Origin of the sequence: Leptospira alexanderi serovar Manhao 3 str. L 60, assembly GCF_000243815.2 — a bacterium.
Taxonomy (GTDB): Bacteria; Spirochaetota; Leptospiria; order Leptospirales; family Leptospiraceae; genus Leptospira; species Leptospira alexanderi.
This window is the reverse complement of record NZ_AHMT02000002.1, coordinates 38,017-60,041: the sequence shown is the minus strand read 5'-3', so window position 1 is coordinate 60,041 and position 22,025 is coordinate 38,017. Positions and strand designations below refer to the sequence as shown.

General features: G+C 39.9%; 19 protein-coding genes and 4 pseudogenes. 13 read left to right on the top strand and 10 right to left on the bottom strand.

All coding sequences use genetic code 11. The features are described from left to right. The first annotated feature begins 535 nt into the window (after positions 1-535). The 5 genes from LEP1GSC062_RS01085 (at position 536) to LEP1GSC062_RS01065 (ending at position 6,090) form a co-directional block, all read left to right on the top strand. Complete coding sequence (locus tag LEP1GSC062_RS01085; protein ID WP_010577297.1) at positions 536-1,699, top strand: acyl-CoA dehydrogenase family protein; 1,164 nt, start codon at positions 536-538, stop codon at positions 1,697-1,699. An 86-nt stretch (positions 1,700-1,785) separates the two neighbouring features. Continuing rightward, the gene (locus LEP1GSC062_RS01080) at positions 1,786-3,207 is read left to right on the top strand and encodes an anthranilate synthase component I family protein (protein WP_020983111.1); all 1,422 of its coding nucleotides are present in this window, start codon (positions 1,786-1,788) and stop codon (positions 3,205-3,207) included. Then, positions 3,207-3,785 carry an anthranilate synthase component II gene (locus tag LEP1GSC062_RS01075; RefSeq protein WP_010577295.1) on the top strand — a complete coding sequence of 193 codons (579 nt, stop codon included), beginning with the start codon at positions 3,207-3,209 and terminating at the stop codon, positions 3,783-3,785. Before LEP1GSC062_RS01080 ends, LEP1GSC062_RS01075 begins: the two co-directional genes overlap by 1 nt. Beyond that, the gene (locus LEP1GSC062_RS01070) at positions 3,782-5,680 is read left to right on the top strand and encodes an ABC transporter ATP-binding protein (RefSeq protein WP_010577294.1); all 1,899 of its coding nucleotides are present in this window, start codon (positions 3,782-3,784) and stop codon (positions 5,678-5,680) included. Before LEP1GSC062_RS01075 ends, LEP1GSC062_RS01070 begins: the two co-directional genes overlap by 4 nt. Beyond that, positions 5,677-6,090 (top strand): response regulator, encoded by a 414-nt coding sequence (locus LEP1GSC062_RS01065; protein WP_010577293.1) that lies wholly within the window; start codon positions 5,677-5,679, stop codon positions 6,088-6,090. The genes LEP1GSC062_RS01070 and LEP1GSC062_RS01065 overlap by 4 nt, the downstream gene beginning before the upstream one ends. Here the strand turns inward: LEP1GSC062_RS01065 and LEP1GSC062_RS01060 are convergent. Next, complete coding sequence (locus LEP1GSC062_RS01060; protein WP_020983114.1) at positions 6,079-7,524, bottom strand: HEAT repeat domain-containing protein; 1,446 nt, start codon at positions 7,522-7,524, stop codon at positions 6,079-6,081. The two genes, LEP1GSC062_RS01065 and LEP1GSC062_RS01060, sit on opposite strands and share 12 nt — an antisense overlap. A gap of 93 nt (positions 7,525-7,617) precedes the next feature. Here LEP1GSC062_RS01060 and hflX point away from each other — a divergent pair, with 93 nt between their 5' ends. Together hflX and LEP1GSC062_RS22765 are read left to right on the top strand one after the other, a co-directional pair. Further along, a complete protein-coding gene (gene hflX / locus LEP1GSC062_RS01055) occupies positions 7,618-9,456 on the top strand; it encodes a GTPase HflX (RefSeq protein WP_010577292.1) in 1,839 nt (612 codons plus the stop codon). Positions 9,457-10,075: 619 nt separating this feature from the next. Then, positions 10,076-10,871 (top strand): annotated as a pseudogene (locus LEP1GSC062_RS22765) (IS5 family transposase). A gap of 279 nt (positions 10,872-11,150) precedes the next feature. On the opposite strand, the pseudogene LEP1GSC062_RS01045 reads toward LEP1GSC062_RS22765, so the two are convergent. The 4 genes and pseudogenes from LEP1GSC062_RS01045 to LEP1GSC062_RS01030 form a co-directional block, all read right to left on the bottom strand. Further along, a pseudogene (locus LEP1GSC062_RS01045) lies at positions 11,151-11,519 on the bottom strand (phospholipase); the annotation flags it as partial. Between the two features lie 555 nt (positions 11,520-12,074). Beyond that, positions 12,075-12,851: pseudogene (locus tag LEP1GSC062_RS01040) on the bottom strand (phosphatidylinositol-specific phospholipase C domain-containing protein); the annotation flags it as partial. 123 nt (positions 12,852-12,974) lie between these two features. Then, a complete protein-coding gene (locus LEP1GSC062_RS01035) occupies positions 12,975-13,310 on the bottom strand; it encodes a hypothetical protein (protein ID WP_010577288.1) in 336 nt (111 codons plus the stop codon). A gap of 6 nt (positions 13,311-13,316) precedes the next feature. Then, positions 13,317-13,973, bottom strand: coding sequence for a hypothetical protein (locus tag LEP1GSC062_RS01030; protein WP_010577287.1), 657 nt, complete (start codon positions 13,971-13,973; stop codon positions 13,317-13,319). A 333-nt stretch (positions 13,974-14,306) separates the two neighbouring features. Between LEP1GSC062_RS01030 and LEP1GSC062_RS25725 the strand changes: the two are divergent. The 3 genes and pseudogenes from LEP1GSC062_RS25725 to LEP1GSC062_RS01015 all read left to right on the top strand — a co-directional run. Then, a pseudogene (locus tag LEP1GSC062_RS25725) lies at positions 14,307-14,470 on the top strand (IS5 family transposase); the annotation flags it as partial. A gap of 165 nt (positions 14,471-14,635) precedes the next feature. Beyond that, positions 14,636-15,601, top strand: a complete 966-nt coding sequence (locus LEP1GSC062_RS01025) for a dienelactone hydrolase family protein (protein WP_039940763.1) — start codon at positions 14,636-14,638, stop codon at positions 15,599-15,601. A gap of 599 nt (positions 15,602-16,200) precedes the next feature. Beyond that, positions 16,201-16,617, top strand: coding sequence for a YbaN family protein (locus LEP1GSC062_RS01015; RefSeq protein ID WP_020983136.1), 417 nt, complete (start codon positions 16,201-16,203; stop codon positions 16,615-16,617). A gap of 13 nt (positions 16,618-16,630) precedes the next feature. On the opposite strand, the gene LEP1GSC062_RS01010 is transcribed toward LEP1GSC062_RS01015, so the two are convergent. From LEP1GSC062_RS01010 to LEP1GSC062_RS01000, 3 genes are all read right to left on the bottom strand, one after another. Then, positions 16,631-17,695, bottom strand: a complete 1,065-nt coding sequence (locus LEP1GSC062_RS01010) for a tetratricopeptide repeat protein (protein ID WP_010577284.1) — start codon at positions 17,693-17,695, stop codon at positions 16,631-16,633. Between the two features lie 62 nt (positions 17,696-17,757). Further along, positions 17,758-18,105, bottom strand: a complete 348-nt coding sequence (locus LEP1GSC062_RS01005; RefSeq protein WP_139356679.1) for an LIC10301 family lipoprotein — start codon at positions 18,103-18,105, stop codon at positions 17,758-17,760. Positions 18,106-18,206: 101 nt separating this feature from the next. Continuing rightward, positions 18,207-18,497, bottom strand: coding sequence for an STAS domain-containing protein (locus LEP1GSC062_RS01000; RefSeq protein WP_010577282.1), 291 nt, complete (start codon positions 18,495-18,497; stop codon positions 18,207-18,209). A 122-nt stretch (positions 18,498-18,619) separates the two neighbouring features. Between LEP1GSC062_RS01000 and flgB the strand changes: the two genes are divergently transcribed. The 3 genes from flgB to fliE all read left to right on the top strand — a co-directional run bounded on the left by flgB (position 18,620) and on the right by fliE (position 19,965). Continuing rightward, positions 18,620-19,051 (top strand): flagellar basal body rod protein FlgB, encoded by a 432-nt coding sequence (gene flgB, locus LEP1GSC062_RS00995; protein ID WP_010577281.1) that lies wholly within the window; start codon positions 18,620-18,622, stop codon positions 19,049-19,051. Positions 19,052-19,117: 66 nt separating this feature from the next. Continuing rightward, on the top strand, positions 19,118-19,579 hold the full coding sequence (gene flgC / locus LEP1GSC062_RS00990) for a flagellar basal body rod protein FlgC (protein ID WP_002627830.1): 462 nt from the start codon (positions 19,118-19,120) through the stop codon (positions 19,577-19,579). A 2-nt stretch (positions 19,580-19,581) separates the two neighbouring features. Next, positions 19,582-19,965: a flagellar hook-basal body complex protein FliE gene (fliE, locus tag LEP1GSC062_RS00985; protein ID WP_002627795.1), complete on the top strand. Its 384-nt coding sequence runs from the start codon at positions 19,582-19,584 to the stop codon at positions 19,963-19,965. 66 nt (positions 19,966-20,031) lie between these two features. On the opposite strand, the gene LEP1GSC062_RS00980 is transcribed toward fliE, so the two are convergent. Next, entirely contained in the window at positions 20,032-20,367 is a 336-nt protein-coding gene (locus LEP1GSC062_RS00980) for a hypothetical protein (RefSeq protein WP_010577280.1), read from the bottom strand. Between the two features lie 1,152 nt (positions 20,368-21,519). After that, positions 21,520-21,894: an STAS domain-containing protein gene (locus LEP1GSC062_RS00975; RefSeq protein WP_010577279.1), complete on the bottom strand. Its 375-nt coding sequence runs from the start codon at positions 21,892-21,894 to the stop codon at positions 21,520-21,522. Positions 21,895-22,025: the final 131 nt, after the last annotated feature.

The following is a 22,025-nucleotide window of genomic DNA, read 5'->3' as shown; positions in this document are numbered from 1 at the left end:
AAATCGCAATTATTTGTATTGCCGATTTTTTATTTGGATAAATGCTTCTGAATGTTTCCGCGGTTATAATCGTTCGATCGTTAGTAGCAAAAATGCGCTAGTTCCCATAGATTACGTCTCTTTGGGGAATTTATGGGCGGACTCTTACTGCTGTCAAACTCTCGTAGGAGTTCCTATAATTCTAATGCTTTGGGACAGACTTTTAACGGGAGTTCCCTAAAATTAAAACGATTGGATTTTTTTATAAAAGGGAATAATTTGAAGGTTAGGTTTAAAGAGCAAAAAATTCGAATACATTCCAGCTCGGTCCGGCCGGGGTTGGATTCAAGAAGAGCAAAGGTGGTGGGAATTCGTTCGTACCTTCTTGACGGTAAAGGATTCCCTTCGAATCTTGCATACAGAGCTTTATTCTAGGTTTCGATACCGATTTCGAAGAGCCGTACCGGAAAATAAAAATCCCGGCATCGACGATCCCAAGCGGGGAATGCCAGGAACCATCGGATGAGTTCAATTTCGATCAAGGTGTACTATAAAAATGGAATTTGCCCTTTCTAGTGAACAGAAAGAATTGCGTGATCTTGCCAGAAAATTTGCTAAAGAAGAAGTTCGTCCAAAGGCAGAACATCACGATCGTACGGGAGAATACCCCCTTGCAATCTTAAAAAAAGCCTGGGAAATCGGACTAATGAATCTTCATATCGAACCCCAATTCAACGGGGCCGGTATGTCGGAACTTGACGGGGTAGTCATTGGAGAAGAACTTTTTTGGGGGTGTTCCGGTGTGGCGACCGCAATTCTTGCAAACAATCTTGCGTTAGCTCCTGTTATTCTCGGAGCAAGTGATAAAATCAAAAAAGAATTTATTCAACCAATGACGGAGGAATTTAAACTCGCGGCTTATGCGGTGACCGAACCGGGTGCGGGATCGGACGTCGCGGCAATTCGTACCTCCGCAAAAAAAGTCGGAGACGAATATATCATCAACGGTTCCAAAATGTGGATCACGAATGCCGGATACGCAGATTGGCTTTTCGTTCTTGCAAAAACCGATCCTTCCGCAGGTCATAAAGGAATTACCGGATTTATCGTAGATGCAAAATCTCCTGGAATCATCGTAGGAAAGAAAGAAATCAACATGGGACAGAAATGTTCTGACACACGTGCAATCACATTCGAAGACGTGAAAGTTCCCTCGTGGCAGATGATTGGGAGAGAGGGAGAGGGTTTTAAAATCGCAATGGGGGCTTTTGACCGCACTCGTCCTGGAGTTGCAATCGGAGCTGTCGGGGTTGCACGTGCTGCGATGGAACATTCCGTCAACTATGCAAATACTCGTAATACTTTCGGTCGCCCGATCATGGATAACCAAGGAATCTCTTTTATGATCGCGGAGATGGCCCGCGACATCGAAGCCGGAAGACTTCTTTGTTATCAAGCGGCTTGGATAATCGATAACGGATTCAGGAACACATACCAAGCATCGATCGCAAAAATGTTCTGTGCGGACATGTGCATGAAAGTTTGCACGGACGCTGTCCAAGTTCTCGGCGGATACGGATTTAACACAGAATATCCGGTCGAAAAATTAATGAGAGATGCGAAAATTTTTCAAATCTACGAAGGTACTTCTCAAATTCAAAGAATGATCGTTTCTCGTTTTCTTGCGGATGGAAAGGGAATCGAGGGGCCGAACTCCTGAAAGAGTTTTCTCTCACATTCGAGGAGTTTTCCGCGCTTGCAGAACGCGGGAATTTGATTCCTGTTTTTAAACAGGTTTTTCTAGATATGGAAACTCCGGTTTCTCTGTTTGCAAAATGGGGATGTGAATCTTCACAGAATTCCTTTCTTCTGGAATCTGTGGAAGGTCGTGAAAAGCTGGGAAGAAATTCTTTTCTTGGCAAAACTCCTTCCCGTATCCTTCAGGGAAAGAACGGTCTTTTTTATATCACCGTCGAAAACGAACCTTCGACGGAAATCATTACTTACGATCCTTTGGTTCTCTTGGAGAATCTTCTCGGAGACGACGTTTACGTCCAAGACTATCGTCTTCCTTCGTTTGCGGGCGGGGCGGTAGGATTTGTGTCTTTTGCGGCGATTCGCTATTATGAGAACATTCCGGATACAAAACCGGAAGATGAAAACGCCCCCGATTGTTATTTTGCGGTCTACGACGAACTTCTTGTGGTCGATCATATCGATCATATTTTAAGAATTGTAGTTAATGCAAGAATTGGAGAACATTCTTCCTTGAAAGAATGTTACGATTCTACGATCAATAAAATCAATTCTATCGAAAATGAAATCCGAAACGGAATTGTTCCAGAAGAGATCAAAAACCCGAAGGTTGTAAACGGTGTTCTGCAATTAAATCCGAATATTCCAGACGAAGAATATAAGAAAAATGTGGAAAAGGCCAAGAAATATATTCAAGCTGGAGATGTATTTCAAGTCGTGCCTTCCAGAAAGTTGAAGTTCAAGCCGGATGTTTCCCCGTTTCAAATTTATCGCGGCCTAAGAACCGTAAATCCGAGTCCCTATATGTATTATCTCCGACTCGGTGAAATTACGATTGTGGGAAGTTCTCCGGAGATTATGGTGAAATACGCGAACAATCAGACGTTTCTTCGTCCGATCGCAGGAACTCGTCCTCGCGGTAAAAATTCAAGCGAAGATAAATTTTTGGAAGAGAATCTTCTCTCCGATCCGAAGGAAATATCGGAACATGTTATGCTTGTCGATCTCGGACGCAACGATCTCGGAAGGGTTTGTAAACCCGGAAGCGTTCGTGTGAACGATTTTAAAGTGATCGAGAAATATTCTCACGTTATGCACATTGTAAGTCAATGTTCAGGGGAACTTGATGAAAATAAGACTATTTATGATTTGATCCGCGCGGCTCTTCCTGCAGGAACTGTTTCGGGTGCTCCGAAAATCCGCGCGATGGAAATCATAGATGAGCTAGAGGCGACTCGAAGAGCAATTTATTCCGGAGCTTTGGGTTATATTTCATTTTCCGGAGAAAGTGATCTTGCAATTATCATACGGACGATCGTGTTTTACGGAGATACTGCATTCTTACAGGCGGGTGGCGGAGTTGTATATGATTCGGTTGCCGAGTTGGAACTGGAAGAAACAAAAAACAAAATGGCGGCCCTTTTAAAGGCGGTAGAGTTTGCGAGAAACGGACTCAAAGGGGAATGGAAATAATGCTTCTCCTGATTGATAATTACGATTCTTTCACGTATAATCTTTATCAATATTTCTGTCAGATCGGAAACGAAGTTGAAGTTTATCGAAACGACAAAATTACGTTAAGCGATATTAACGAACTTGCTCCGAAAGCGATCATTCTTTCTCCGGGTCCGGGTCGCCCTGAGGATTCTAAAGTCTGTTTGGATGTGATTCGCGAACTCGGCGGTAAACTGCCTATCTTTGGAGTTTGTCTCGGACATCAGGCGATTGGCCTTGTTCACGGCGGTAAAATCGTATCCGCCCCTTCCATCATGCATGGAAAAATTTCTCTGATCGAACACGATGGGAAAGACATTTACAAAGGGATTCCTTCTCCTTTCGTTGCAACTCGTTATCATTCTCTCGTGATTCAACCAGAAAGTATACCGCCGGAACTCGAAATAACTTCCAAAACTCCGGATGGGGTGATCATGGGAGTTCGTCACAAAACCAAAAAACATCTTTATGGCGTTCAGTTCCATCCGGAATCCATTATGACTAGCGCTGGGCTGGATCTGATCAGAAATTTTTCCTCGATCGTTCAGGGGTTATGAAATTTTTTTTCAGGCTTTTGTCCTATTCCGTACATTATAAATATCGATTCACGTTGGGGATCGTTTTCGCGTTATTGACAGCAGTTTTAAACGCGGTTTCTCTCACCGCGCTCATTCCTTTATTCGATTCTCTCGGAAACGACAAACAAACTCGCTTTCAATTACAAATGACTTTACCCGAGCAGAGAATTCTTCTCAAACAAAAAGTGTTCGGAAAGGAATCTCTGGACGGACTTGAAAGAACCAAGCTTCTTTTGATCAATGCAAAAGAATGGGTTAATAATAGAACTAAGGGGCTCGAACCGAAAGAGGTCGTTTGGTCAATTTGTGTCATAGTGATGCCTTTGTATCTTCTTAAGTTGATAACGTATCTGTTGTCCGTATTCTGCATCGCAACCGCGGGTTATAAGGCGGTACGCGACATTCGGCAGGAGCTTTTTGAAAAAAACCAGCTTCTTCCTTTGACCTATTTCTTTAAGGAAAAAACCGGTTTGATGATGAGCAGAATTATCAACGATGTTGAAATCGTTGCGGCTGTGATTTCGAGTAATTTCAGGGATGCAACAATCAACTTTTTTTACGTGATCACACACTTAATGGTTTTATTATATTTGAATACAGAGTTGTTATTGATCGCTTGTCTTACCGTTCCGGTTATTATTCTTCCTGTGACTTTGTTTACTAGAAAGATCACCAAATCCACCGCTAGATTTCAGGAAAAGATGGCGGATCTGAACGCGAACATTCAAGAGATGATTTCTGGGATCAAGGTGATTCGAGTTTTTAATTCTGAAAAATACGAGCAGGAAAAATTCGGAAAGATCAATCAAAACGTTTATCGCAGGAATTTTAAAGGTCAGTTTTATCTTCAGATTTCTCCTTCTCTTGTTGAGTTGACTTCTTCGATCGTGGTTTTAGGTTTTTTTGCGGCTGGTGCGAGCCTTATTTACAGCGGAAGATTCACTCAAGGCGAGTTCATGGCCTTTTTATTGACCCTTCTGTTTTTACTTAGACCTTTGACTCAGCTTTCTCAAATGGTGGGGAAGATCACTCAATCCATCGCTTCCGGAAAAAGAATTTTCGAGATCATCGATCTTGAAACCGAAGATCACAGCAAAGAAAGTAAGGTTGTTGCAACTCCTCTTGCATATAACATAGAGTTTAAGAATTTATTTTTCGCTTATCCTGGAACCGGCACAGCGGTTTTAAAAGATATCAATCTCAAAGTGAAAAAGGGCGAAACGGTCGCTCTCATCGGCGCTAGCGGTTGCGGAAAGTCTACTTTGATGGACTTGATACCAAGGTTTTTTGATCCCTCCTCGGGATCGATCGAGTTTGACGGAATTGATATTCGAGACGTCTGTCTCGGAGATCTTCGTAAAAAAATCGGGATCGTAACTCAGGATATTTTTCTCTTTCACGGCTCCGTAGCGGATAACATCGCTTATGGAAAACCGGGCGCAACTCGTAAAGACGTGATTCGTGCGGCTAGACTTGCGCATGCACACGACTTCATCAAAAAGATGGATAACGGGTATGATAGTATTTTAGGAGTTCGTGGATTGAATCTTTCAGGTGGACAAAGACAAAGACTTGTGATCGCAAGAGCTCTTCTTCGGGATCCTGAGATCATGATCTTAGACGAGGCCACTTCTGCGCTCGACGTTGAATCGGAAAGATTGGTCAGTGATGCGCTTCGGAGATTGTATGCGAACCGTACTACGTTTGTAATTGCCCATAGACTTTCTACCATCAAAGATATTTCGAGGATCATCGTGATGGACAACGGAAAAATCGTGGAAGAAGGAGATCACAATTCCTTATATGAGCAAAACGGAATCTATCGGAAATTATCCGACAATCAATTTGCGGCAAACAATGGAGTATTACCATGAAGAAGAACGTCTTAATCGTGGATGACAATGATCGTTATGCGAACAGCCTAAAAGTTTGGTTCGAGAAAAAAGGATTTGAAGTTATAAGAGCCGTAAACGCGGCCCAAGGTTGGGAAATTTATTCCAAGGATAAAAATCTTTTTCATACGATCGTAACTGACATCACTATGGAAACTCAGACTTCGGGGCTTTGGATGATCCGAAAGATTCATAAAGACGATTATCGAGGAAATAAAATCATTGCAACAACCGGTTTTGATTTTCCGGGAGTAATGTTTTTCTCTTCTTTGATACTGCCTTACTTTGCAGGCATCGGCTGGATGGTTCCGAAAGCCCCATTGAAAGAAGGAAAGGTGGTTTTTCTTTCCACTTCTTTAAAATCAAACGTGTCTTTTGAATCAGTTCTCTAAAGGAAGGCTTTCTTCCGTAGAAGGTTCCTCGTTCTGGCTTGAAGGAGCCGAATCTGTTTCTTCCATTTCAGAAGCGGGAGTAAATTTGTAGTTCTGCTTTTTTTTCAGAGATTTTCTAACTTTTTTCCCTTTAGGCTCTTTAGTCGGAGCCGTAATCGTTCTGATTTTCAGATATGCTCCGAATACCCAGGATTGAAACGTTTCGTAATAACTTTCCGGATTTTTGGATTCTAAGAGGAGAAGATAATAATAATCTTCTGCGAATTTATCTCCGACTTTTTGGATGAATCTGCGATCGCTCTTTTTTAGAATTTTTCCGACTTCTCCAGCGGAAAGATCGCGCAGTTTGCGGGATGTGGGATACGGATTTTCTTGGGAGAAGCCGCTTTCCACTTTCACGGTCCCGAATTGATAAAAAGCCTTTCTAAGATACAATTGCGCCAAAATTCTTTGAGTTAATTCTTGGGAAGTTGAGCTTTCTAATATTCTAATAAATGAATATGTTCCATAAAGACTCGTATTATTGCCAATCGCTTCTATGATGTCTTTTGCGAATTCGGGTTTTGTTTCCAAGGTTTGTTCTAAGATTCTTAATGAAGCGCGGGTTTTATGGATTCCCAGGGCTTCGATTGCGGTTTTTTGAAGTTCGAGATCGTCGGAATTCAGATACGTTTTGAAAAGTTTGAGATCCTCGTTTATCTGAAATGCGGCGAGCCCTAAGATGGAGGATTTCACAATTTCGCGTTTGGAAGAACGGATTCCCTGACGTAATAGTGCGTCTCTTGCGGAAGGGTCCTTGGTTTTACCCATTCCTCTCCAAGAAGAAAATTGAATTTCCGGATCGTTGGATTTGATTCCACTGAAAAAATAATTCAGAGAAGAAGGTGATCCGATATCAGCTAATGCTTTGTAGGCGGCTTGTTTGACTGCTTCTCCGTCTCTTTCGATAACACGATGTAGAGTTTTTACTTCTCTTTTGCCTATTCTGCCGATTGCTAAAACCGCCGCGGCTCTAACTCTTGGAATCGGATGAGTAAGGGCAATCCGATCCAGGACTTTATAACGTTTTTCGGTCTCTGCTCGGAAAACGGCAAGGATACCTTTTTTAATCAGTAGATCGTATTCGATTTCTTGTCGTTCTTGCGGTGTAAGATCCTTTCTTTTAATTTTTTCATAAGAGGAAACTCCGTCCGATTCTTCGGTAAGGTTTCTGGGGTCGTCTACGTTTAAACCGTCGGAAGAGTTTTCGTTTGTGGGTGATTCTTCTTGCGGATCGGAATTTTCGGCGAAGTTATCTGAGGCGTCAATCTGCCTTGGGAGATCGGCGTTGTGATAAGGAGGGGCATTCGATTCCGCTTTCAAATCGACTAAACTTGGAGAAGAACAAAGAATAATACAAAGATATAAGTTTTTAAGTTTTGAATATAAAGACATTGGATACCTTTGATACGTAAAGTTTTCTGTAAAGATACTACTCATAAATTTGACTGATTTTTCAGGTTTTTCCTATCTTTTTCCATGACAAGCATGATTTCCGGAAACCGAAAGGAATGCTTGACGGAAACTGGAAAACCTGTTAAGTTTCAGCAAAAGGAGAATTTCTGTATTAGTAAGCTCAGCGGTAATCTTAACGGTCTCAAATCCAATCAAATCCAAAGACTGAAAAAAGTTTCCGAGAAAAGAATCCGGGAAGACGTGATCATTAGTCAAGATTTTGCGCGCACACTCTGCGAATTATCCTTAGAAATCGGCAAACAAATCGGAATCTTAATTGATCGATCCGGCTACGTTACCCACGTGCTGGTCGGTTCCGACAATTCGATCGAGATTCCTTTTTTGGATAGACTTCGTACCTCCGAAGCGAGGCTTCGAGGTCTTAGACTGGTTCATACGCATTTAAAGGGAGAATCTTTGAACCAGGAGGATTTAACCGACTTAGCTTTGTTGCGTTTAGATTATATGACCGCTGTTGTTATGGATTCTTCCGGAAATCCAAACGGGTATTATTCCGCGCATCTGAATCCGGAATCGGAAAACGAGCTTTGGAGTGTTCTCCCCAAAAAATATCCCGGACAATTAACTGAAGGAATTTTGGAGGAAATCTTAGAAATAGAATCCAGACTTTCTCGTTCAAAAAGAAATCTAAAAGACGCTCAAAAGGAAAACCGTGCTTTTTTAGTGGGGGTTTATCCTGAAAGAAACGTGGGTAGACATCCTTCTTTGTCTATGGAAGAATTGAAGGAACTTTGCAGAACTGCGGAAGTTCATGTCGTGGATACTTTCATACAGAGAAAAAATCGTCTCGATCCTTCCACGGTTTTGGGAAAGGGAAAACTCGAAGAGATTATCTTGAAAGCGATTCAGAAACACGTGGAACTTCTCGTATTCGATCTTGAACTTACGCCTTCCCAAGCAAAGAAGATCTCGGATATCGCGGACATCAAGGTAATCGATAGAACGCAGCTCATTCTCGATATTTTTGCAAGGAATGCAAAGAGCAGAGACGGTAAACTTCAGGTGGAATTAGCTCAACTTAAATATCTCAAGGGACGGCTCACGGAATTGGACGATAACATGTCTAGATTAACTGGTGGAATCGGAGGAAGAGGTCCCGGGGAAACAAAACTTGAAATCGGAAAACGAAGAGTCGAAGAACGAATCACGAGACTCGAAGTTGAACTCAAATCTCTCAGAAAACGAAGAGAAATCAATCGAAGGCAAAGAAAGAGAAACGAGTTACCCGCTGTCGGCATCGTCGGTTATACGAATGCGGGAAAGTCAACGTTTTTAAACGCTTTAACAAACAGCGAGGTTCTTTCCGAAAACAAACTTTTTGCTACACTTGATCCGACCACGAGAAGAATTCGTTTTCCAGAAGAAAGAGAAATTATTATCTCCGATACGGTTGGGTTTATCCACGATCTTCCGCCTGAACTTTCCAATGCGTTTAAGGCAACTTTGGAGGAATTGGGAGACTCCGATCTTTTGGTACATGTTGTGGATGTTTCTAATCCGGATTATAAACTTCAGATGGAAGCCGTTGAAAAGATTCTAGAAGAATTAGAACTTTCTCATATACCGATGATCCAAGTGTTTAACAAAATCGATAATCTCGAAAAGTTCAAAACTTGGAAGACCGAAAACGATTCTAACGGTTATAAAGTTTTTTCCCGTCCTTCCGTTAATCATGGCCCTGGGCTAGAAGCGATCGCAGACTTGAAAGAGGAGTTGGGTATCGACGTTCATTCGGATACGGTTCTAGTTTCTGCCTACCAAGGTTGGGGATTGAAAACTTTTCTGGATCTTTTGGAAGAAAGAATCTATAATTTGTCCCGATCGAATTATTCTATTGCAGAAAAGTTGTAAGGGCTAACTCTGGAACACTCGTTTTGCCGTGGAATATTTTCGTTTCCTGTCTCCAGCACAATTTGGCGTTTTCATAGTCTGTTGAACGCATAACTGACGGCTGACTACGTTGTTCTCTTTACAACAATGCTAGATCACATGAGTCGCATTCTTTTCAATGTGCTTAGCTCATTTGAAAAGAAATTTACTAAAAATAACGTGAGTTCGGCGTAAGAAATTCACGATTTATTTTTTTTGTAGGAAGTTTGAATTTGAACTTTGTAAATCTATTTTTAAAATGTGGAACTATCGCAAATCGCGATTTTAGGAACAAATTCTAAAAGTAGGGACCCCTACTTTTAGAAAATTCTTTCTCATTTGCTTACGACCCTGCTCACGTTAAAAATAGGAAGGATACTAGAGTGGTCTCAAAAATAATTTGGAATGATTGGAATCGTCATTTTAAGCAAAGATAAAATATTTTTGAGATGGGCTTCTAATCAAAAAGAAAAACTCAAACATATTGCTCCTATCATAACGTTACCCACAAATTACTACTCGGACGCATAAAAAGAATACTGTAATAAGAGCCGGTCTCAAAACTGCTTGTACTGAGAAAGCATAATAATATCAATGTGAAATGGACAAATATTATTCAGAGATACCTGATGCCCTTTGGCAAAAAATCGCATCTTTTATCCCTAAAGAAAAGGTCAATCCCCAAGGGGGGCGCAATCGTGTACCTGCAAGAGTGGTAATGGCAGGGATTATCTATCGAATGAAAACGGGATGTCAGTGGCGTGCAATTCCGAATGACTTTGGGTCCGGTCAAACTTGTCATAGAAGATTTCAAGAATGGGAACGAGCGGGAGTATTTAAAAAGATCTATAAATCTATTTTAAAATATTATGATGTGAAGAATAAGATAGCATGGGACTGGGCTTCGATGGATTCCGCAATGGTTAAAGCTCCCAAAGGGGGAGCTTAACCGGAAAGAACCCTACAGACCGTGCCAAATTAGGGGTTAAACGGCATATTCTTACGGATGGAAATGGTATTCCTTTGGCAATTACGTTGACTGGAGCTAACGTTCATGACAAACGCGGTGTAAAAGATACGTTGAATTCAATCTTAGTTTTTCCGGAAGAAGAAGAAAAAAACCGAAGCATCTTTGTTTAGATAAAGGTTATGACTTCAAAGATATAGAAGCATTCATCAAGAAAAGAAACATTCGAGCTCATATTCGGAAAAAAGGTGAGAAGCCTCTCATCGGCAAATATAAAGGAAAACCAAGGCGTTGGGTCGTTGAAAGAACAAACAGTTGGCACAATCGATTCAGAGCTATTCTAATTCGCTGGGATAGAAAAGCGGAAAATTATCTGGCATCTCTTTATCTCGCAAGCTCCATCATTGCTTTTAACTTTTTTAATAGGTAGTTTTGAGACCGGCTCTAAGTTTGTTTCAAAAGTTAGAATGTTAGATCTTCTTTAAAAAAGCCAACAATTCTGGATTCGGCGCAATTTTGTGAGGACTTCTATATCTCTGCAAAAATCGCTCGTTAATTCTTGGTACCATTTTCATACGTCCGAGTAGTAAGTCCGACAAATTCAGATTCAATATTTCTTTCTCCAACCTTTGCGTATATTCCGTTTTTATTTCCTCATCATATTACTACTTTTAGATTTGAGTAGAATAAAATGTTTCGTTCCATTTTTTCAAAGTGGAGGAAGGAAGGTATCCAACCGATCGTCCGGACCCCAAATATCTTTCCCTTCTTTCTTGAACAGATTGATCCAAACAGGTAGATTATTACCGTTTAATTTTACAACTTCTTGAAGTTTTTTATTTTCATAAGGAGTTTTGGGAGAGGCATATACATAACTGCCAAGGTCTGAGTAGTGAAGGCATGCGCCAAGCCCATCACTCCAACGACCTTTACGATTGGTTACGACCCACTTTCCGGTTTTCCTCTCCCTGCATGCAAATTGATGCCAGATATCGCAGTGACAAGTGGACCAGTTTCCATCCGACCAAATCCGTCCACAATGTTCTTTATCCTCTGCATTGCGCGGCTCATCTTTACCCATAACCTTACTCACAAGTTAGGAGGATTTTGGAATAAGAAGGATCAAAAACGCAGATCTTTCAAGTGTTCCGACGTGTTAGTGATTAGGGGTTAGATTTTAGTGGATAGAACTTTACATATAATAAAACGCAAGTGTTCAGACAAGAATCCTATTTTTTACTTGCAAAAAGTATGATTTTCTGATAGAGAAAAATCTCCCGAGTTTTTCCACCTATTTCGCGACCCGTAGAGAGCGAAATAGCCAGCGAACAGCGGAGCATTACCGAGCGATCCCTAGAGAGCAAGGTTGAGTTTTGTAAGCGGCTCTCAACGAAGTTGAGAAAGAAAGCGAAATAGAGTTATTCTCCCCACCACCCAAACGCGGGGAAACTCAGGCACAACGCTTCCTGAACTCAGCAAACACCTTCCTATGGGTCGGTGTTTAGGGCGCGAAAGGTATAACTCAACACAACGCTTCCTAAGGGGCGCGTTGTGGGGCGTAAGTTACACAGAGGATTTGTCGTAATTCCGACAGATTTATCTTGAGATCCAAGTACTTGTGGGTAAGGTTATGATTTTTACCCCATGACCAGACTGGTTGTTTCGCAAAATCGACATCAAACTGATCAATTCCAAAAACGTTTACTTCACAAAAATGCATGGACTGAATATTACTATTTGTGAATGAACTTTGGATCTTTCCATGACCGCTTTGACAGCTGTCGCTCATAAGGAGAATCCTTTGACCTGCGTTAACCATATCTTTCAATTTCGGCATATCTGCGGAGGAAGGTTGTTTTGAACAACTTCCAGAATAACGATATAACTACGAGTCTAAGGAATTTTTCAAAACCTTAAGAACTTCGGAATAATGCCCGTCTAAATGATCTTTCACATAAATAAGCAGGACTTCATTTCTATTATTGGGTTTGGAAATCCAATCACGAATTTCTTCCAAACCCTGGCGAAAAGTACGATCGGAAGTTTTACAACCAGAGTGATTTGCCGCACCACTACAAAGAAGAAGTTCTTTGATGCCTTTTTTACTTCCGGTAGTCCAATGAACTTCCAATTCGAGATAACGCGCACCTAAACGAAGTTGATCACCAATGGTATATTTCTGGTTCGTAGAAAAGGAGCCACTTTTTGTGTAAGCACTACTGCTGTAAGAATTATGAGTTCCATAGAAAAGTGCCCGAGTTATCGGAAGGTTCATATCAACTTGGGTTTTTCTTTGCAAATTAAGAACCTTATTCTCATGTGATTTCTCGAAAATGTCGATTGGGTTTTGCACCACTTTTTCGCGATGTGCATGGAGATTCCCCACATTTCCCAAAAAGAGAAAACTGATGAATACCGTTTGAAGAAAAAGTTTTAAGTTGGGAAAATAATTTCCTCAAATATCATTCTCTTAAAAATTTTTGAGTATAAGATTTCTTTGAAAATTGCGAAAACTTAAGACACCCATAAGTTATTAACTTCCCCCTTTGATTTTGGAGATAAAGTCACCTACGGCTTTCAAAATTTCACCGGTTTTAAACCAGGACATTAAAATGATACCTGAGGTAATAAAAAGACCGTAAACGCTAATTCCTCCGAATCCTTCCGAGATTTTTGCATCTGGAAAAGATTTTAAAGTATAAAGACCTAGAAATAAAAATAAAAGACCTAGAAAAAAGGCACGATTTGAAATACGAAAAAGATTTTTTTCGACTACAATATAGTTTTCTAAACTTTTCTCCAATCCTTTTGCTTGGGAAGAATCAGGATGAACCGCTAAGATATCTTTTGCTTTGAGTGTTTGTTTCATAAATTTTTACCTAGAAAAAATTTTTTTGGCCATGTTTTGGTTTAAAACCGCATAACAAAAACCGGGAAACTTCGGATTTTTAATCCGAGCTTGTATAGATGCCTCCTTAAAAACTGAAATGAATTCAATCCACTCAGGCTCATCCCAAGTGGCTTTTGTAACCGTACAACCTAGAGAAGAAACCCCTACAGAATCTTTTTGGACGTTTTGAGCATGAATGTTTAACCCTACTTTATCGTAATATAAAGGATCAAGTTCATTCCAGACGTGATCCTCGTTTACGTCCCTGCGATAATAAAATGGGGAAGCTTGTACTAAGGCTTCGTGACCTCGATGAGTATCAATTTTAATCAAATAAAGACCTTCCTCGGCATCTTTAATGCCGTATTTGAGAAGGCTTTCTTTAGAAACTTTACCAGGATCCATTGTCACTACCCTGCTTCCCCAAGATTTAGCGCCTGGATAGATATTAAAAAGAATATCGTTGAAATGATCAAAAGAATTGTCGTTTAATAAAACTTTGTTATTAATGATACTAATACCTCTAACACCGATCAATACGAAATTGGTTTTAAATTCAAGTGTCGGCCACTTCTTTTTAGAATGAAGAAACTTAGATTCGGTTTCTTCAATCAAAGCCTGAACAAAATGATCGCATTTCATATCGCGATCTTAAATCCGTTCTTTTATCATTGAAATAATTTTTTTCAGTTCTGTAAAAGGAAACTTCGCTTATAAAAACATTCCATTGTCTTTTTAAAAAATATCAAGACGGATTTTTTTTACAATAAAAATGAAAATATAAATTTAAAACTGAATCAACTTGTCCGCATCACTCAAGGATTAAACTTCTTCGATTTTTAAATGACCCAAAAATAAATCAGTGCCTATCCCAAAATCTTACAATAAATCAGCTACAATCGCTTCCGCATTTGTTATATCGAACTCATGTTAAACAGAAACATTCGATCTATATTCGAAAAAAGGTGAGAAACTCTCATTGATAAATATAAAGGAAAACATAGACGTTGAGTCGTCGAAAGAACCGACAATTGACACAATCAATTCAGAGTCGTTTTGATTCGTTGGGATCGGAAAATTATCTTGCATCTCTTTATCTCGCAAGCTCAATCATTGTTTTTAATTTTTTCAATAGGTAGTCTTGAGATTGGTTCTAAAATTCCAAACTTTCTTATAAATTTCCTAGAATTTTGATTACATATAATATTGAAACTTACCCCAAAAATAGGGTGTAATATCCCGAAATAAATTCTCATTTTAAATGGAAGATTTTCCCCCTACTTTGTTGTATCTTACATGAAGTTATTCAAAATCAATCCGCGACTGATCCTTTTTTTCTTCTTTTCGGCTGTAAGAATTCAAACGAAGAATCCCCTCTACTTTTAGCGGGAACTCTTCTAACAATCGCACAACAAGGTGAGATTCAAGACTTAATCTCCGGTCCGGTGTTAATCGATCAAGAAGCAGAACTTACAAACTACAAGTTTAAAATTTATAATCCGACTCAAAAATTCATTCTTGAAGCTTATTTCTCAAAACCAGCAGGGATGGGGCCGTTTCCTCTGATCGTCATGATGCACGGATGTGCTGGCGCACATTCGAGTAGTGACGTCACAAAACCTCCCGCTTCTCTTTATACAGAATGGGCTAACCGAGGAAAAAATTTAGGATATTCTACTCTCTTAATCGATAGCTTTACAACAAGAAACACAGGACAAAATCAATGTAATAACGGCGCCAATGTCGGAACATCGGAAGTTACGGACAGACCAACGGATGCATATGCAACTTTAAGTTACGTAAAAAGGTCCAAAGTTATCAACAACGATAAAATCGTTTTGCTGGGATGGTCTCACGGAGGAAGTAGCGTATTTTCCACTGTGGATACAAATTCGACGACCCAATACCGCTCGGGAAATCCGAGACCGTTTAAAGCGGTTATTTCCTTTTATCCTGGGTGTGGACTCAACAACGCATTCAGTGGAATTTCTGCAAGCCAATATCTTCCGTATACGCATATTAAAATTCTTGCGGCCGGAGCGGACCCGCTTTATACAGTAGGTTATTGCAATACGAGAATTTCAAGGGCTCAAACCTTAGGCGCAAGCGCCGCAACAAACAACTCAATTTCGATGACCGTATATCCGAATACACATCATAGTTTCGACGAGGCCCAAAGTGTCTCTTCCAAATTCGACAATAACGATGTGACCGCAAAACCGAACGCGGACCAAGAAGCAATTAATTTCTTTCAGCTTCACAATCCATAAGAGAAGCTTAATCTTGTCCCGGGAAGATTGAAATTCACTTTTAAGCAGTTTTTCTGCGGGACATTTATAAATTCCCGTAAAAAGAAAAATCGAACTTTAGAACAGCCACAAATTTTATTTTTTGATTCGATAAACGTTTTCGCGAAAAAGGAAACAGATACAGTTAAAATAAAGGTTTCAAAACTCAACACTTCAATAAAGAATTGAATTGTTACACACAATTTCGATTCTATTAAGAATCTATCCCAAAACCTGCAGAGCGATCTAAACACCGACCCATAGGAAGGTGTTTACTGAGTTCAGGAAAGTTATGCGCTGAGTTTTATCGAGCGAGCGAAACGTTTTGTTTTTTCGAACGACCTGAAACGCGATTCCATAGCGAGCGTCGTTTCACTGAGTTCAAAAAATGATCAATTGAAATAGGTGCCTCATTTTCTACGGATCATTTCGACAGGGAGTGAGACGCTTTAGTTTCACAAAAACGCAGTAGTTCCTAAAAATTAGGTCTTTTTGGGGAATTGATAGGTTTTTAAATCGTCTTTTCAACATTACACTAGTAGGAGTTCCCACATTGGACGGTTTCGGGACAAGTTTTTGATATGGAAAAAAAAGATTACAGCGACGAAGTCCGTCTGCATCGATCTAAGGCCATTCGTTTTCTGCTTTTTATTGCCGGTTCTGTTTCCTTAGCTTTGGGAATCATCGGAATTTTTACGCCGATCCTTCCTACGACGCCCTTCCTTCTTTTATCCGCTGCGTGTTATGCGAGGGCATCTCATCGATTTTACAACTGGCTTATGAATAACCGGTACTTCGGTTCTTACATTCGTGATTGGAGGATTCACAAAACAATACCTCTTAGAGCCAAAATCATCGCGATTTCCATGATTTTTGTGACGATTGGAACTAGCGTATTTTTCTTTATTCCGATTTTAGCGGTAAAAATCCTAGTTTCATTGATCGGAATTCTCGTAGTGATTTACTTGATTCGGATTCCTACAAAACCGAAAACGTAATTCCTAATATTGCTCAGTATGGAGATCGTGACGGAAACATATGAAATACCTTAGAGTCGTTCTCCTTCAGAAGTTCCGCGGTATCCAAAATCTCTAGAATTTTACTTCGCTTCTCCGGCTCCTCTTGAAGCCAGGAATTCACAAAAGATTCGAGTCTTTTATAGTCTTTAATAAATGAAAGAGAACGAATGTATTCGATCTTATCTTCTTCTTGGGCGATTTTTAATTGAACGACGGCTTGATACGTTATAGCCGCTGCCCGATAATTTCCTGTATTGTAATAGGCGCGAGCTAAAAATCGTTTTTCCTGAAAAGGAAGTTCCCCGTATTGAGTATAAATCTTAATCGCCTTTCTATAATTTTGATGAATCTCCATTACAAGTCTCGCATGGATCAACATGTACTCTCGAGATATAAACCCTTCTTTAACAAAGTCAACACACTGAGAATAAGCATCCGCTTTATTACCCAAAAGAAAATTGGATTTCAGAAGAAGAAGTTTCGCGGCCCTAAAATTCGGTTTGAGTTCGATCGCTCTTTCCGCTTCGGCCTTCGCTCGAAGGTAATTTCCGGTTTCAAAATAAGCCAGTGCCAAATTGATTCTATAGAACGGATTGTAATTGGAAAACTCCACCGCTTTCTGAAAATATTCCAGAGACTTTGCCCATTTGGTTCTTTGAACAAAGATCATCCCCAACAAATAATAAGATGGATCGTGGTTCGGATGAATTTGAATCGCCTTCAGAAGAAAATTTTTCGCCTGAGGATATCTTCCCTGCGCGTAAAGATAAGAGCCTTTCAGATAGTGGTACTCCACCGAATTCTCATCTAATTTTCTGACTTTATCTATGTTGACCGAAGCTTTAGCGAGATTATTGGCGCGGATGAGATTTACGGTTTCAGTATTCAAAGCAGTAATCTGAACCCTACGACGAGCCGCCTCAGTCGGACTTAAAGAAATATTTTCTTGATTGAACGTGGAAACGGAATCTTCGGGGAGATTTTCGTCCTCGTCGTTTGCGAAAAGAACATACGAAAAAAAGAACAACAACAAAAGCAAATGAAAGATATGTTTCATAAGTTCCTTTTATCCGAACCGAATTCGACTCAACTCAAGAAAAAACGAAATCGGTATACGATTCAATTTTTCTCAAAGTATTCCTCATCATTGGTCTTTTTATTGAAAAGTCGAAGTTCTTTCTCGTTTACTTTTAAGATTCTATACTCCAAATCAAAAGCGAGGTCTGCGAGATTAAAATGGATATCGTCTCCTTGAATTTTATAAGTAAGATGAAAAGTATCATACTTGGCAAGGCCCTGCGGAAAAATTTGGAGATGATTTTTTTTCTCCTTATTTGGTGTGGTACATTCTCCTTTTTCGGAGCATTCTTTGACTTTTATCCAATCCCCTAAAACCAACTCTTCCTTTTTTTTACAAACGACAAATAAAAATAGAATCAAAGTGGAAACGAGAAAGATTTTTTTCATAGATTCAAACATAGAGATGTGTCTCCCACTGTCCAATGAAAATCACCCTCCCAAGAAACAAATCAAGAGGTCCCAACAATTTTCAAGGATTGAGCGAGAGTTTATCGAATGTCCAAATATTCTTTCAAACTTAGAATTTCGAACGTATTGAGAAGATCGGGATGAATTGCGCTGATCGTACAGGAAATCCCTTCGGAACGAGCATTTTTTAAAAACCAAACGAGAGAACTGATTGAAATGGAATTCATCATAGGAATATTTCCCAAGTTGAGAACGATACTTTTCGGTTTTTTATCGATCGCGTCCATAAGCATTCTCCTGAACGTATAGTAATCATTAAAAATGGCCGTAAGATCGGGAGTGATTTCGATCGTTTCAGGTGTTTCTGACATAAAAATTCATTTCAAAGTTTCTCCATATGCTTCCGTAAATCTCGGACAAAAAAACTTTCTCTTTGAAAAAATCTCTCTTGGAAATTGCAAATTCAACCGATTTTTTGGAGGGAGAAGAAATAATGTTCGAGAAAACCCATTTCATGAAAACCCAGGATCTCCTGGAAAGAGGAATGAATAATTCTATTCTCAAAAGAAAAGTAATTTCGGACAACATCGCAAACGCCGACGTTCCTCATTTCAAAAGATCCGAAGTAATCTTCGAATCGATGATGAAAAGAGCGATCGAGTCCGAGAAAATCGAAGCTTTGAAAGAAGTACCGACTCAAATTTCGGACGAACGCCATATTCAATTTTTCAAGCCGATGGATTATCGAGAGGTCCAACCGAAAGCAAACATAGATTACTTAACGACTATGAGAGCTGACGGGAATAACGTGGATGTGGAAAAGGAAGTCGTGGAAGCTTCCAATTCTCAAATGCAGTACATGATGATGACCGAAAGACTCAATCAGAACTACAGAGACCTAAAACAGGTTATGAGAATGGCTTAAAAATTTGGATTGAATCTTCTCGCATCTATTTTAATGAGGCATAATTTTACGTTTTAGGAAGTGGCCATGGGACTTTTTTCATCAATCAATATTTCTGCAACCGGCTTATCCGCCCAAAGACTGAGGATGGATGTTATCTCCAATAACATCGCAAATTCGACCACAACTCGAAATACAAACGGGGATGGCCCATTTAGAAGAGATCGAGTTGTGATGACTCCGATCAATTTGAGGACCAGATGGAGAAGTCCGGTTTATCCGTTCGGAGTCGCTCCCGGAGAAGGCAAGGGTGTGAAGGTAATGAAAATAGAAAAGGACATGACCCCTCTTCGATTGGTTTATGATCCGACACACCCGGACGCGATTCAGATCGGACCAAAAAAAGGATACGTGGAAATGCCTAACGTAAACATAGTCACGGAGATGACGGATATGATTTCGGCATCCAGATCTTATGAGGCAAACGTACAAATGATCAACGGGTCCAAAGCGATGTTCAATAAGGCTTTGGAAATAGGTAGGGCTTAATCATGGAAATCAATTCTAATTCCTCTCTCTGGTATACATATAACTCGGGTTATACGGGAAATAAACCTCATCCGCTCAGTCCAAAGGGGGATAATGTAAAAGTATCGACTACAGAGGAAAGACATTACAAAGACGTAAAACAACCTGTTTCTCCCGATTACGTAGCGGAAAGTTTTTCGGAGGCGATGAAGAACGCCCTAACTTCCGTAAACGATCTTCAAGTGGAAGCGGACGAGTTGACTCAAAAGATGGTTTTCGATCCGAATTCCGTAGACGCTCACGAAGTGATGATCGCTTCCGAAAAAGCAAGAGTGGCTCTGACGTTCACAAAGACGATCGCTGACGGAGTAGTCCGCGCTTATAGAGAACTCACTTCCCTAAGATAACATTTTTATAATATTCTAAAACGGCTTTTTCAGCCGTTTTCAAAAGAAAAACGTTTTTCCCTATTTCTAAAAATTCTTTCCATACAGGATGATGGAAAGAATTTCAGAATGAATTTCAATTCTATCCTTACAAGACGCTTTGAAATCAAAGATCATTTCGCGTTTCACATTCTTGCCCGATTGCAACCAAATACGACGGTAATAAACCGGTGTCTGAAATTCATTGAAAATTGTTTGCGCGACCGAAACGACAAGTTCTCCATACCTAAGTTCCGAATCTAGAAATTTTGAATTTTCCTCGAATACAGACAATGAAATCCCAAAGTTGCAATTTTTAGGAATCGTATTATCCCATCGATGGAGTATTCCTTTTTTATAGGGACGAGAGACGTTATATTCCACGTTGTCGATTCCGATTTAACCCCATTTAGTCTCATTTTCGTAATCGAATTCAAATTGTGGTAGGCCAAGGGAATTCTGAAATCGATTGCAGAATTTTTTTAGAGTAAGAGGACTGTAGAATGCCAAATGTTCGGTTAGACAAATGCGGTCTATATTATAACCCATATTTACATTCTTTCGAAGTAAGAAGGAACAAGAATCGAAGATGATTGACTTTTCGTAAAATCCAAGCTGAAACCGGGACTTTGAAGTCCCGGTAACTTATTACAACGAGTATCATTCCAAATGCAACATCTCTCTTCTTAAAACGCGATCCGTCGAACGACCCATAGGGAGTCATAACGTTACCCACAAATACTTGGATCTGAAAATAAATCTGTCGGAATTACTACAATCCTCTGTGAAACTTACGCCCCACAACGCGCCCCTTAGGAAGCGTTGTGCCTGAGTTTCCCCTTATTTTTGGGTGGAGGGGAGAAAACTCTATTTCGCTTTCTTTCTCAACTTCGTTGATAGCCGCTTACAAAACTCAACCTCGCTCTCTAGGGATCGCTCGGTAATGCTCCGCTGTTCGCTGGCTATTTCGCTCTCTACGGGTCGCGAAATAGGCGGGAAAACTCGGGAGATTTTTCTCTATCAGAAAATCATACTTTTTGCAAGTAAAAAATAGGATTCTTGTCTGAACACTTGCATTTTATTATATGTAAAGTTCTATCCACTAAAATCTAACCCCCTAATCACTGACACGTCGGAACACTTGCATTTTATTGTGCATAAAGTTCTATCCACTAAAATCTAACCCCCTAATCAGTAATACGTCGGAACACTTGCGTTTTATTGTATGTAAAGTTCTATCCACTAAAATCTAACCCCCTAATCACTAACACGTCGGAACACTTGAAAAATATCAGTTTTTGATCCTTATGATCCCAAAAGCCTCCTTAATTTGTGGGTAAGGTTATGATAGGTCGCAATGCGTAGTCAACGTTCTAGGCAAGATCATGTAAAGTTCACTCACTACTTGAAGTGTGGGAACTCATACATTTTAGGAGTTCCTACAATTAAAGTTTTGGCACAAGTTCTAAATACAAACTTGTGGTTTCGGCTGGCATTATTGAGTTTAGAAAGTTTTGCGTGAGGAAAGGTAATTTCTTAGGAAGAAAAAGCTTTTTTGGCTTCCTCAATAGAATGATAAATCTGTACTTTTTTCGGAAGTTCCATCAAACGGATTACGTTTTCCAAAAAATGATTGAGGCCGCCAATTACTATTTTGCCGGAATGTTGATCCACAGTTTTGATCAAGGTAAGAATCGTAGCAACTCCCACGCTGTTGATGTATTCGAGATTGGAAAGATCTAAGATGATGTTATAAACTTCCTCTTCGAAGATAAAATGAATTTTGCGGGAAATCTCGAAAGAGTTGGAGTTGGTTACCTTTCCGTTGAATATAACGAGTTGGACTTCCTTATCGGGGAGGCTTGTCCTTACCGTCTCAATATACAATGAATCGAATTCTACTTTCGCCATGAAAATTCCTTTTAATTTTTTCCGGATAAATTTTTCTCTTTTTTCCGAATTGCACCTTCATATTCCAAGTGTATGCTTCTATGAGAACATTTTTTTCAAATTCTACTACACAGACTATTCGGAAAATCCTA

Coding starts and splice junctions, on each gene's coding strand:
- LEP1GSC062_RS01085 (WP_010577297.1), top strand. CDS start 536: ATGGAATTTGCCCTTTCTAGTGAACAGAAAGAATTGCGTGATCTTGCC.
- LEP1GSC062_RS01080 (WP_020983111.1), top strand. CDS start 1,786: ATGGAAACTCCGGTTTCTCTGTTTGCAAAATGGGGATGTGAATCTTCA.
- LEP1GSC062_RS01075 (WP_010577295.1), top strand. CDS start 3,207: ATGCTTCTCCTGATTGATAATTACGATTCTTTCACGTATAATCTTTAT.
- LEP1GSC062_RS01070 (WP_010577294.1), top strand. CDS start 3,782: ATGAAATTTTTTTTCAGGCTTTTGTCCTATTCCGTACATTATAAATAT.
- LEP1GSC062_RS01065 (WP_010577293.1), top strand. CDS start 5,677: ATGAAGAAGAACGTCTTAATCGTGGATGACAATGATCGTTATGCGAAC.
- LEP1GSC062_RS01060 (WP_020983114.1), bottom strand. CDS start 7,524: ATGTCTTTATATTCAAAACTTAAAAACTTATATCTTTGTATTATTCTT.
- hflX (WP_010577292.1), top strand. CDS start 7,618: ATGATTTCCGGAAACCGAAAGGAATGCTTGACGGAAACTGGAAAACCT.
- LEP1GSC062_RS01035 (WP_010577288.1), bottom strand. CDS start 13,310: ATGAAACAAACACTCAAAGCAAAAGATATCTTAGCGGTTCATCCTGAT.
- LEP1GSC062_RS01030 (WP_010577287.1), bottom strand. CDS start 13,973: ATGAAATGCGATCATTTTGTTCAGGCTTTGATTGAAGAAACCGAATCT.
- LEP1GSC062_RS01015 (WP_020983136.1), top strand. CDS start 16,201: ATGGAAAAAAAAGATTACAGCGACGAAGTCCGTCTGCATCGATCTAAG.
- LEP1GSC062_RS01010 (WP_010577284.1), bottom strand. CDS start 17,695: ATGAAACATATCTTTCATTTGCTTTTGTTGTTGTTCTTTTTTTCGTAT.
- LEP1GSC062_RS01005 (WP_139356679.1), bottom strand. CDS start 18,105: ATGAAAAAAATCTTTCTCGTTTCCACTTTGATTCTATTTTTATTTGTC.
- LEP1GSC062_RS01000 (WP_010577282.1), bottom strand. CDS start 18,497: ATGTCAGAAACACCTGAAACGATCGAAATCACTCCCGATCTTACGGCC.
- flgB (WP_010577281.1), top strand. CDS start 18,620: ATGTTCGAGAAAACCCATTTCATGAAAACCCAGGATCTCCTGGAAAGA.
- flgC (WP_002627830.1), top strand. CDS start 19,118: ATGGGACTTTTTTCATCAATCAATATTTCTGCAACCGGCTTATCCGCC.
- fliE (WP_002627795.1), top strand. CDS start 19,582: ATGGAAATCAATTCTAATTCCTCTCTCTGGTATACATATAACTCGGGT.
- LEP1GSC062_RS00975 (WP_010577279.1), bottom strand. CDS start 21,894: ATGGCGAAAGTAGAATTCGATTCATTGTATATTGAGACGGTAAGGACA.